The sequence below is a fragment of the Gordonibacter sp. genome (assembly GCF_036667095.1).
Classification (GTDB): domain Bacteria; phylum Actinomycetota; class Coriobacteriia; order Coriobacteriales; family Eggerthellaceae; genus Gordonibacter.
This window is the reverse complement of sequence record NZ_JAVWUP010000090.1, coordinates 1-10,540: the sequence shown is the minus strand read 5'-3', so window position 1 is coordinate 10,540 and position 10,540 is coordinate 1. Positions and strand designations below refer to the sequence as shown.

11 protein-coding genes are annotated in these 10,540 nt (G+C 58.2%); 1 reads left to right on the top strand and 10 read right to left on the bottom strand.

Annotation, left to right across the window (positions count from 1 at the left end):
- Nucleotides 1-17: 17 nt before the first annotated feature.
- From dut to RR842_RS08925, 4 genes are all read right to left on the bottom strand, one after another.
- The gene (gene dut / locus RR842_RS08940) at nucleotides 18-473 is read right to left on the bottom strand and encodes a dUTP diphosphatase (protein WP_332729526.1); all 456 of its coding nucleotides are present in this window, start codon (nucleotides 471-473) and stop codon (nucleotides 18-20) included.
- A complete protein-coding gene (gene nrdR, locus RR842_RS08935) occupies nucleotides 473-919 on the bottom strand; it encodes a transcriptional regulator NrdR (protein ID WP_332513671.1) in 447 nt (148 codons plus the stop codon). Before nrdR ends, dut begins: the two co-directional genes overlap by 1 nt.
- 172 nt (nucleotides 920-1,091) lie before the next feature.
- Nucleotides 1,092-1,310 (bottom strand): ATP-binding cassette domain-containing protein, encoded by a 219-nt coding sequence (locus RR842_RS08930; RefSeq protein WP_332553598.1) that lies wholly within the window; start codon nucleotides 1,308-1,310, stop codon nucleotides 1,092-1,094.
- 410 nt (nucleotides 1,311-1,720) lie between these two features.
- Nucleotides 1,721-2,071, bottom strand: coding sequence for a hypothetical protein (locus tag RR842_RS08925; protein ID WP_332729524.1), 351 nt, complete (start codon nucleotides 2,069-2,071; stop codon nucleotides 1,721-1,723).
- Nucleotides 2,072-2,186: 115 nt separating this feature from the next.
- On the opposite strand from RR842_RS08925, the gene lexA reads away from it, so the two are divergent.
- Nucleotides 2,187-2,825 (top strand): transcriptional repressor LexA, encoded by a 639-nt coding sequence (gene lexA, locus RR842_RS08920; RefSeq protein ID WP_332513667.1) that lies wholly within the window; start codon nucleotides 2,187-2,189, stop codon nucleotides 2,823-2,825.
- Between the two features lie 295 nt (nucleotides 2,826-3,120).
- Here lexA and hflX read toward each other — a convergent pair whose 3' ends face one another.
- The 6 genes from hflX to rny all read right to left on the bottom strand — a co-directional run bounded on the left by hflX (nucleotide 3,121) and on the right by rny (nucleotide 10,288).
- Nucleotides 3,121-4,434: a GTPase HflX gene (gene hflX, locus RR842_RS08915; protein ID WP_332729523.1), complete on the bottom strand. Its 1,314-nt coding sequence runs from the start codon at nucleotides 4,432-4,434 to the stop codon at nucleotides 3,121-3,123.
- A gap of 246 nt (nucleotides 4,435-4,680) precedes the next feature.
- The gene (gene miaA / locus RR842_RS08910; protein WP_332723024.1) at nucleotides 4,681-5,658 is read right to left on the bottom strand and encodes a tRNA (adenosine(37)-N6)-dimethylallyltransferase MiaA; all 978 of its coding nucleotides are present in this window, start codon (nucleotides 5,656-5,658) and stop codon (nucleotides 4,681-4,683) included.
- Nucleotides 5,648-7,102 carry a tRNA (N6-isopentenyl adenosine(37)-C2)-methylthiotransferase MiaB gene (gene miaB / locus RR842_RS08905; protein ID WP_332513663.1) on the bottom strand — a complete coding sequence of 485 codons (1,455 nt, stop codon included), beginning with the start codon at nucleotides 7,100-7,102 and terminating at the stop codon, nucleotides 5,648-5,650. Before miaB ends, miaA begins: the two co-directional genes overlap by 11 nt.
- Before the next feature lie 9 nt (nucleotides 7,103-7,111).
- Nucleotides 7,112-7,468: a stage V sporulation protein S gene (locus RR842_RS08900; protein WP_332513661.1), complete on the bottom strand. Its 357-nt coding sequence runs from the start codon at nucleotides 7,466-7,468 to the stop codon at nucleotides 7,112-7,114.
- A 200-nt stretch (nucleotides 7,469-7,668) separates the two neighbouring features.
- Nucleotides 7,669-8,769, bottom strand: coding sequence for an ATP-binding protein (locus tag RR842_RS08895; protein ID WP_332729521.1), 1,101 nt, complete (start codon nucleotides 8,767-8,769; stop codon nucleotides 7,669-7,671).
- Nucleotides 8,756-10,288 (bottom strand): ribonuclease Y, encoded by a 1,533-nt coding sequence (rny, locus tag RR842_RS08890; protein ID WP_332513657.1) that lies wholly within the window; start codon nucleotides 10,286-10,288, stop codon nucleotides 8,756-8,758. The genes RR842_RS08895 and rny overlap by 14 nt, the downstream gene beginning before the upstream one ends.
- Nucleotides 10,289-10,540: the final 252 nt, after the last annotated feature.

The window sequence follows — 10,540 nt, the reverse complement described above, 5'->3', positions numbered from 1 at the left end:
AGCTTGATCGAAATGTCCTAAAGAGAACGGTCACCTACCCCGCTGCTGCCGAACCCACCCTCACCGCGTTCGGTTGCAGGAAGCATTTCGCAGGACTCGAAATGAACCTCTTCGACACACATGATGGCCAACTGGGCTACGCGGTCACCACGCTTGATAGCGAACGGCTTATGGGGATCGAGATTTACCAGCACCGCTTGAATCTCGCCACGATAGTTGCTGTCGATAAGCCCCGGGGCATTCACCAGCGAGATGCCGTGCTTGATAGCAAGCCCGCTGCGCGGCAGGACGAAGCCTGCGTATCCTACAGGGATAGCCACGGCGATGCCGCAGGGAACAAGCTTGCGCTCGAAAGGTTGCAGGATGTCATCACGAGTCGCTCGCAGATCGACAGCCCCGTCGCCTGCATAGGCGCACTGAGGCGCCGGAAGCTCTGGATCCAGGTTCTTGAGGGGTACTGACAAGCGCTCCATCAGTGCAGCTCCTCGAGTGCGACAGCAAATTCTTCGACATTTTGGAAGTCTTTGTAAACGCTCGCGAAACGAACGTAAGCCACCTCATCAAGGCTTCCTAGTTTTGCCAGTACCAGGTCACCCAATTCTTTTGATTTGATTTCGCTGCATGACGCGTTGCGTAGCTCGGTCTCGGTGGCATCAATGAGTGACGCAATCTGCTCGGGGGCTATAGGGCGCTTAGCGCAAGCGGTCAACAGTCCTCGCATGAGCTTTTGTCGGTCGTATGCCTCCGAAGAGCCATCGGTCTTAACGACGATGAGCGGGTTGTCTCCCAGACGTTCGTAGGTGGTGAAGCGGCGTCCGCAGTTCAAGCATTCGCGACGCCGGCGAATGGCCGTATCGTCTTCGGAAGGGCGCGAATCCACGACCTTGGATTCAGGGTCGCCACAGGCAGGACAGCGCATTTAGGCTCCTTTGCTCGAATTTTGTTCAGACTAACATACCAGATATAGTGGTTCAATCAGCATCGGCTATTCATGTAAAAACTACGGCCAGCTATCACTTGGCAGGGCGAAGCAAGGGAAGGAAAGAAACTCTCCCCCCTGTTCCGCCCTGCTCGCTATAGCAGCACCCTCCCTATAGCAACGCGCAGAACGAGCTGTATAGGCGAGGCGAAACACTCCCCTCCTCCGGCTCGATGAGGCCGCAGAGTATTTGCAACAAAGTGCTTTTCCCTGCTCCATTTGGCCTGATCACCCCGGTCCAGCCCGAAGCAAGGGTGAGCGACACCTGGTCGAGTGCGGAAGAGTCAGCACCAGGGTAGGTATAAGAGAGTTTGTGCGCAGTTATGGACATAAAGAGCCTCCATTCGGGAGGCATCGGGCCGTACGACCATGCTGTCGCGAGCAAAATCAAAGAAAGCGGCGATAGATAGACAGATAGACAGATAGACAGATAGACAGGAGAATACGATAACGAAAGCGCACCCGATGCGTAACATTCTAACGAGATGGGGGGTGTCCGAAGGCTTTCGCTATTGCTTCATGTTCCTTGTCTCCTTTGAGTGGACGGATTTGCCAGAACCGTTTGAAGCGAATGCGCATCTACGGAGCAAGCCAAAGACCGCTTCGCCGTACGCGATTACTCGCTGAGTTTAGCATAGGGAAGACAACGAGGGAATCGCGTGGAAGATCGAGCGCCCCTGGGGTGGGCAGGGGCGCCCCGCAGCCACAGAAACGCAGCATCTGTGGATTAGGCAACGGCCGTTAGAGGCCGAGAAGAAGGCTAGCAAAGGCGAAGGCCGAAAACGCACAGCCGACCAGAGCGGCTTGCCACGGCTTCACGCGGCCATACGCTACTCCGCTGATGCTTCCATGGCGCAAGCTGCGTGTCATCTCGGGATCGAACAAATACCCTCGACGGTCGTTTCTCATCGCTTCGGCATAACCAGGTTTAGCATGCATACCGAACGACGAGCGCTCATATGCGGTACGTCTGATACAGGAGTAATGTGAGGGAAACTCGATGATGGTTCCGATATGCGCTCTCGCATGCTCGAATTCCGGCTGCAGAGCAGACGTACCGCTGACCGGGCACTGCATATCGAAATTCTTCATCTTTCTGCCTCCTAGCTCTTGCGTAGAACCTTTGTTCGCATATATAATAGAGCGAACAAAGGTTCATGTCAATATGTTTTTAAAACATATGTTCGTATTTAAGAAAGGACGGAGCATGCCCGAGAAAGTGACGAAACGCCAACAGGCGGTGCTCGACTGCATCGAGGAGTGCATCCGCGAAAAGGGCTACGGTCCTACGGTGCGCGAGGTTTGCCAAAGCCTCGGGCTGTCCTCCCCCTCCACCGTGCACGTACATCTCAAGGCGCTTGAGAACAAGGGCTTGATCAAGCGCGATCCTCTGAAGTCCCGCTCTATCGCACTTGCCTATGCCCTCCGCGAGGCAGAAAGCCCTTCGAACGTCATCCAGCCTAGCTTCAATAAAGTCGTGAACGTTCCGTTGGTCGGGAACGTGGCTGCCGGCTCCCCTATTCTTGCTGAGGAAAACATCACCGACACGATCTCCTTGCCGACCGATATCGTGGGGGATGCTCCGTCGTTCTTGCTCTCGGTACGCGGTGATTCCATGATTGAAGCCGGCATCAACGACGGCGATTACGTAGTGGTCAAGGAGCAGCCTGTTGCGAATAACGGCGACATTGTTGTTGCCATCATTGACGATGGTGCCACCGTCAAGCGCTTCTACAAAGAATCCGACCACATTCGCTTACAGCCGGAAAACTCGACGATGGACCCCATCATCACGCGCGACTGCTCCATTGCGGGCAAGGTAGTGGCGGTGTTTCGACGCCTCTAGCCTTATACGGGCAAGCGAGACGCGGTTAGGCTGCTCTTCTGTTTTGCTTCCAGGTAGATGATTGCCATGCTGTACCGGAACTTGTGGAGGCAATCGAAGTTATGGAAGAAGCTCTTTCTGTCGCATAAGCAAACATAAGGACCGTATAGGCAGCTATCACGGCTGCCGATACGGCCCTTCATGCGCAATCGCCTCTATTTCAGGGTTTTGCCGGCCGTGCATCTTTTGCATAGGTGTGTTGCTTCCAGGTACGCGCCGCAACACCCTCTTCCTTGTTAAGGTCGCTCTCTTGCCATCAGCCTTCGACGGCGAAGGGGCGAAACAGGCCTGCATAGGAAGGCGGTGCGAGCATGACGATATGCGTGCCGGACTCCTCGTGGCCCTCGCTTACGATATGGCAACGTTCGTGCGCAAGGGAGACCAGGTCGCCGCGGTGGTAGGGTATGAGCACGTCGAGATGGGCATCTCGCGCCGAAGCAACTCGGGCAATACGTGCAACGAGGTTTTCGATCCCCGCTCCGGTGGCCGCCGAAACCAGCACCGCTTGCGCATGGCGCGCTTTGAGTGCCTCTAGCTGTTCGGAATCCAGCAAGTCGCATTTGTTGAACACTTCAACCCGCGCGATATCCTGGGCGCCGATCTGACCGAGCACCTCCTCTACTGCAGCAATCTGCCCTTCGCGCTCGTCGGAGGAGGCATCCACCACATGTAGCACCAAGTCGGCGCCGGTGATCTCGTCGAGTGTCGACTTGAACGCCTCAATCAACGTGGTAGGCAGCTTCTGGATAAATCCGACCGTATCGGTAATAGTTATCTCGCGGCCTTCTGGAAGCTCGAATTTGCGCGTAGTTGAATCGAGGGTAGCGAACAGCTGATCGTAGCTGAGTACGTCCGCATCGGTTAACCGGTTAAGCAAGCTCGATTTTCCCGCGTTCGTATAACCCGCAAGAGCAACCTTGAACATGCCGCTCGCATAGCGGCTTTCGCGCTGCAGTGACCGCACGTCCGCCAAATGCGCCAGCTCGCGCTTGATGGACGTAATGCGCTTGCGCACCATGCGCCGGTCGACCTCAAGCTGGCTTTCGCCTTCGCCGAACCGCGAACCCACGCCACCGCCCATACGGTTCGACGCGAGGTGCGCCCACATGCCCCGAAGACGCGGCAGCAGATACTGGCTCTGAGCAAGCCTTACTTGCAGGCGCCCTTCCTTACTGGTGGCGTGCAGGGCAAAGATATCCAAGATAAGGGCCGTACGGTCGATAACCTTGACCTCTTTGCCTACAACCTTCTCGAGGTTCGATTGCTGGGAAGGAGTCAATTCGTCGTCGAACACGACCAGATCGGCGGCATTCGCGCGGGCAAGCTGTGCAATCTCCTCGGCTTTTCCGCTGCCCACGAACGTCCGCGGGTTCGGCGCATCGAGTTTTTGCGTAGTCGTGGCTACGACATCGGCTCCTGCTGTGTCGACAAGTCGTTCGAGTTCGGCCAGCGACGAGGGAAGCGGCCAAGAAACTCCCGGTCGGTCGACGCCTACCAATACAGCACGTTCGCGCTGTTCTTCGATTTTCGTAGCAGGTCCGTGAGTGACGACCGAGGCATATTCGGACATAATGATTCCTTTCGCGTAGATGCAAACGAATGAACGCCAAGGGTACTTTTGTGCCCTCGTGCGCCATGTGCAGCGGCGGCGCTAGTCGCCAGCCATGAGCTGCAAGAAAACGTCGTCTGTTACAAAAACGCTAAAGGCATCATGCACTCGCTCCTTATCTGAAAACTATACGGGTATGCAGCCAAAGCAGCATACCCGTATAGTAGCACAAGCTTTCTTTACGCACATCATGTCGTGGCCCCGACACTACCCTTCTCTTTTCCCGGCACTCCGAACAGCAGCCAAGGCTTCAGCCGTCAAAGACGCGGCATCGGGAAAGTCGGCACCTATCCAGTTGATGCGCATGTCCTTGCGAAACCAGGTGCGCTGCCGCTTGGCATAGCGATGCGTGGCTGTTTTGATGCGCTGGGCCGCTTCGTCCATCGACGTTTCTCCGTCGAGCGCGGCCACAACCTCCTTGTACCCTATAGCCTGCGGGGCGGTTATACCGCTGCGGAACCCGCCTTTCAGCAAACGCTCTACTTCGTCGACCAGACCTGCTTCGAACATAGCATCAACCCGCGCGTCGATACGCGCTCTCAGAACAAGGGGATCGACTGCCAGTCCAATGAAGATCGCGGGCACCAACTGCGGAATACTTGCCAGCTTCGCGCGCTGCGCCGCATACGTGGTGCCGTCCTCCAGGAGCTCGAAGGCACGTACGACACGCTTGACATCGGCTGGGGGAAGCAGCGCGGCGCTTTCGGGATCGCGGGTTTTCAGAAGGCTCCAGAGCGCATCTGCGCCCTGCTCGCGCGCAAGGGTATCGTAGTGGTCGCGTACGACGTTTCCTCTTTGCTCGCCAGCCGGGAACTCGTAGGCATCGATTGCCGCGCGGACATACAGGCCGGTACCGCCACAGAGCACCGAGCGCCTTCCTCGTGCGTCGATTGCACAAAAACACGAACGTGCGTAGTCCTGGAACAGGGCTGCAGAGTAGGGTTCGCCCGGATCTACCAGATCGAACCCATGATGGCGCACCAGGCGCTCATTGCAGGGAAGCTTGCCCGTGCCGATATCCATGCCTCGGTATATCTGCATCGAGTCGGCGCTTACCACCTCGCCATCGAGCGCAAGCGCAAGCTCTTGGGCAAGCGAGGTCTTCCCTGAGGCCGTCGGTCCGACGACGCAGACAACAGGGGCAGCGAGGGGAAATAGGGCGGCAGAGACAACGTCAGCGTCCATCGACCGACGCTTCCCCACCCGCAACCGCAGGGCCTCGTCCTTCCCTATCGGCCTCAGTCAGTGCTCCCATACCCGCTTCCGGCCCTTCGACGACTTCTCCGGACAGATACCACGTCTTAGCCTCGTCGATGCGCACCTTTACCACAGAGCCTGCAAGCTCGTCGGCCGAAACACCTGTTGGCAGAGGGGCGTGCACCGTCTGGTTCTTCGGGCTCTTGCCGCTGAGCAGCAATGCATCGCGCTTCGAGCCGCCTTCCACCAAAACGTCAATCGTCGAACTCAGGTCGCGCTGGTTGGCATCAAAGGCCCGGGCCTGCACCAAATCGACCAGGCGATCGAAGCGCTCCTGTACCACCTCGCGCGGCGTCGGATCTTCGAGCCGTGCTGCCGGCGTGCCTTCGCGCTTGGAGTAGATAAACGTGAACACCTGATGGTACCCCACCTCGTCGACCAGGCGATACGTGTCCTCGAAATCCTTTTTGGTCTCGCCGGGAAATCCGACGATGATATCGGTGGAAAGAGCGATGTCGGGCAGCGCGCTGCGCAGCTTCGCAATCAGCTCCATATAGCGCGAGCGCGAATAGCGGCGGTTCATGGCGGCCAGCACCGCATCGGAGCCGGACTGCACGGGTAGGTGCAGCGACGGCATGAGCGAGCGAAGCGACGCGAACTTCTCGATAACCTCGTCGGTGAGATCCTTCGGATGGCTTGTCGCGAAGCGCAGACGCTCGATGCCCGTCTGGTCCAGGGCATCGAGCACTGCGGCGAAACGCGGGTTTCCGTACAGATCGCGGCCATAGGAGTTCACGTTTTGCCCGAGAAGCGTGATCTCCTTCACACCTGCGGCCACGTAGCGCTCAGCTTCGGCGACGATGTCCTCCAAAGGACGCGATTTCTCCCGACCCCGCACATAGGGAACGATGCAGTAGGAGCAGAAATTGTTGCAGCCCACCGCGATAGGTAGCCATGCAGCCCATGCGTGCTCGCGCGTTGTGGGGAGCTCGGTGGAAAGAGACGTCGAGGCATCCAGTACCTCGACCTGATGGCCACCTTCCTCAAGGACGGCTTCCAGCAGATGAGGCAAAGATCCCAGGTTGTGGGTTCCGAACACGACATCAAGATGGCGCAGCTCTTCGGCCAGTTTTTCCCCGTCGCGCTGCCCGATGCAGCCTCCTACGGCCACGATGCGCTTGGACAGCGGCGTGCCGTCACGCAAGGGCAGGTTCTTCAAAGAGGCGACCTGCCCGTACAGGCGGGTGTCGGCGGCCTCGCGCACGCAGCAGGTCATGAACACGACGATATCAGCTTCCTCGATGCTCTCGACAGGCAAGGCGCCCAATCCTTCGAGCATGCCGCAGATGCGCTCGGAATCGTGCTTGTTCATCTGGCATCCGAACGTACGGACACAGAACGCAAGGTTCGTAAAAGGGGTATGAGAATGCATAGCGCTCCCTTAGGACAGGGGTTCGGTCGTAGAAGGTTGCGGTTCTGCAGCGATTTGAGTCACCGCAACGCCACGTGTGTAACGAGGCTCGATAGAAAAGCGGATGGCTGTACGGTACTCGCCATCGATAACGATATCGGCAAACGAGGGCACGCAGGTGATTTCGATGCCTACCGGGGATAAGAATCCGCGCGAAATAGCGATGGCTTTGACAGCCTGGTTCACCGCGCCGGCACCCACGGATTGGATATCAACGCTGACGCCGTCCTTCACCATGCCGGCAATTGCGCCAGCCACGGATGCGGGCGATGATTTGGACGATACTTTCAGGCAGCCGACGTCCGGCTTGTGCTCAGATGCGGTCATGCATATCCTTCGTCGTTGTAGTCCGGTGCTGGTGCGTTTTATTCGTTCAATATGCGCCATCGATGCTCTTTGCACCGCAAACACGACGCACTAGTTATTCTAGCCATTAACGGTATGGCGCGCAACCTGCGGATATAGGAGATATAGGCAGGGGGCCGCCGCCGTCGATGCATCTGGGTGCGGATGCTCGCAAAGCAGCGCTAACGAAGCTTGCTCACTGGGATGGAAATGCGTATGCCATCCTTGCCCACCTGGACAGTGGGCTGCACATCCGGCTCGAGATAGTAGCGCCGCGCGAGGTCGCGATAAGCGGCGGCTATACGGTCGGTGAAGTCGTCGAGATCGTCGGGCGCCACCTTGAGACCGCGCGCATCAGAGCTAGCCCGCGACGAACGCAAAGGGGGTTTTTCAGACGGTGCTTCGCCCCCCTCGATGCGGATGCGATCGAGCAAGGGGGGCACCGGCGCTATCTCGCCATCGAGAATACGCCGAGCCGACCGCTCGGACAACAGTAGGCCCAAGAGTCCCGCAGCATCAGCGAGTGCGGCGGGATCCGCCGCCAGCGACAGGCGCTTGCATACGGGCATCTCCTCAGCTTTTCCAAACACCCTGGCCGAGGCGGTAAGCGAAGATAAGCCGAAAGCATAGAGCGTGGCCACGATATCAGTTGCCGAGCCCAGATACACCGAGCAGCCATGGCGACTTTCCAGTGCGAACTCGCATACCGTGCGCAGAATGTTCTTGGGCCCGCGTACCGACACGGTGCCGCCTTGCGTGAGCTCGAACACGGGGAAGCTGGATTGATCGGCCTTCTCACCGAGTTTCCCGAGGTCGGTCTCTATCAAGATAGAAGACCCCTTGCCGGAGTCAGAGGCCACGATCTGGGCAATCTCGGCATTTACGGCAATGGAGTACAGAGCCATGCCGCGCCCATGGACGCCCCATTTATCGAAGTGCATAGTATCGAGCTTGGAAGTGACGCGGGGCTCGAAGATGCGGTCGTGCATCAAGGGCGGCACGCCATCGCCGTCGTCGACCATAACGATGCGGCGCAAAGCCCCCTCACGCGAAACAGCGAGGAAAATGCTCTTAGCATGGGCATCTCGTGCGTTGCGCAGCATCTCGATAACCACGTCTTCCGTCGAGCGGATATCATGGGCAGCTTGACGCCGCTCGGCCTCGGCACTCCTTAAACGGACGAAGCCATCCCCGAGGTCAGCCTCAACCCGGAGATGGCTTTCGCCGCATACCGATCCGACGAATTGCTCGAGCGACTCGTCGGACATATTACTTTGCGACACCGACCGCGCGGCTCTCGCGGATAACCACGACCTTTACCTGGCCGGGATACTGCATCTCGTTCTCGATGCGATGCGCAATATCATGGGCGAGCACCGTCGTCGCGGCCTCGTCGACCACTTCGGGCTCAACCATGACACGCACTTCGCGGCCTGCCTGGATGGCGTAGGTACGCTCGACGCCCTTGTAGGAGTTCGCGATCTCCTCGAGTTTTTCGAGGCGCTTGATATAGGCATCAAGGGTCTCCTTGCGCGCACCCGGACGGGCAGCGGAAACGGCATCGGCTGCCTGCACGAGCACGGCCAGCACGCTAGAGGGCTCCACGTCGTTATGGTGCGCCTCGATAGCATGCACGATCTCGGCTCGCTCCCCGAAACGACGTGCCAGGTCGGCGCCGATGACCGCGTGGCTGCCCTCGACCTCGTGGTCAACAGCTTTACCCAGGTCGTGCAACAAGCCGGCACGTTTGGCCGGAATAGGGTCGAGGCCCAGTTCCGCAGCCATAACGCCGGACAGGTAAGCAACCTCAAGTGAATGGTTCAGCACGTTTTGGCCATACGACGTGCGGTAGCGCAGGCGGCCTAGCGTATGCACGATCTCGGGATGCAGATCGTGAATGCCGGTATCGAACGAAGCCTGCTCGCCCGCCTCTTGGACGCGCTGGTTCACGAACGCCTCGGCCTTGCCAAACATCTCCTCGATACGGGCCGGATGAATGCGTCCGTCAGCAACGAGGTTTTCCATGGTCACGCGGCCGATTTCGCGGCGTACCGGGTCGAAGCACGAGATAGTCACGCACTCCGGGGTGTCGTCGATGATGAGGTTTGTACCGGTGAGCTGTTCGAACGAGCGGATGTTGCGGCCTTCGCGCCCGATGATACGGCCTTTGAGGTCGTCGGATGGGATATGGATGGCGCTGACCGTGTTCTCGGCCGAATGATCGGCCGCCACACGCTGGATAGCAAGGCTGAGGATCGAGCGGGCCTTCTTGTCGGCCTCGGCCTTCGTGCGGGCCTCGGCATCGCGGATGATGGCTGCCGACTCGTGGACAACCTCGTCTTTGAGCGTGTCGAGCAGTTCGGCCTTGGCCTCCTCCGGCGTCATACCGGCAGCACGTTCGAGGCGGTAATTGACTTCCTGGGCAGCTTCGTCGATGTCGCGTTCGCGGCGCTCGAGCTGGCCTTGCATAGACGAGATCTGATGCTCGCGTGCATCGAGCGACTCGACACGGCGGTCAAGCGACTCCTCGCGTTGTGAAATGCGGTTTTCGACCGTGCGAACCTCGCGCATGCGTTCTTTGCTCTCGGTCTGAGCTTCTTGCTGGAGTTTCAGCGCTTCATCCTTAGCTTCGACGATTGCCTCGCGGCGTAGCGTCTCTGCCTGGCGTTTTGCATCGACTAGCACGGTTTCTGCTTCCTGGGCCGCGCGTTTCGTAGACGCGTTGACCAGGAACCGGGTAACCACGAAGCCAAGGGCAATGCCAACAGCGGCGCCAATGACCAACCAGATGATTTCGGGCATGTCTCCCCCTTTCGTTTGGTTTCTGTTCGTTGTGTTCAAAGAGCTCGTTTACATAAAAATGCCGGTTCGTATAGAACCGGGCATGAGCGATGGCACACAATACGGCTAATCATATGGAATTGTCTATATGAAATACCCTATGGGGTACGTATCACTCAAGCTATATCACATGATAAGGCTTGTTCAGCGTTTGATAAACCCCTGTCAGAAAAATAGCGGAAAGCATCGGCCGACTTATGCGACTTATGCGAC

Coding starts and splice junctions, on each gene's coding strand:
- dut (WP_332729526.1), bottom strand. CDS start 473: ATGGAGCGCTTGTCAGTACCCCTCAAGAACCTGGATCCAGAGCTTCCG.
- nrdR (WP_332513671.1), bottom strand. CDS start 919: ATGCGCTGTCCTGCCTGTGGCGACCCTGAATCCAAGGTCGTGGATTCG.
- RR842_RS08930 (WP_332553598.1), bottom strand. CDS start 1,310: ATGTCCATAACTGCGCACAAACTCTCTTATACCTACCCTGGTGCTGAC.
- RR842_RS08925 (WP_332729524.1), bottom strand. CDS start 2,071: ATGAAGAATTTCGATATGCAGTGCCCGGTCAGCGGTACGTCTGCTCTG.
- lexA (WP_332513667.1), top strand. CDS start 2,187: ATGCCCGAGAAAGTGACGAAACGCCAACAGGCGGTGCTCGACTGCATC.
- hflX (WP_332729523.1), bottom strand. CDS start 4,434: ATGTCCGAATATGCCTCGGTCGTCACTCACGGACCTGCTACGAAAATC.
- miaA (WP_332723024.1), bottom strand. CDS start 5,658: ATGGACGCTGACGTTGTCTCTGCCGCCCTATTTCCCCTCGCTGCCCCT.
- miaB (WP_332513663.1), bottom strand. CDS start 7,102: ATGCATTCTCATACCCCTTTTACGAACCTTGCGTTCTGTGTCCGTACG.
- RR842_RS08900 (WP_332513661.1), bottom strand. CDS start 7,468: ATGACCGCATCTGAGCACAAGCCGGACGTCGGCTGCCTGAAAGTATCG.
- rny (WP_332513657.1), bottom strand. CDS start 10,288: ATGCCCGAAATCATCTGGTTGGTCATTGGCGCCGCTGTTGGCATTGCC.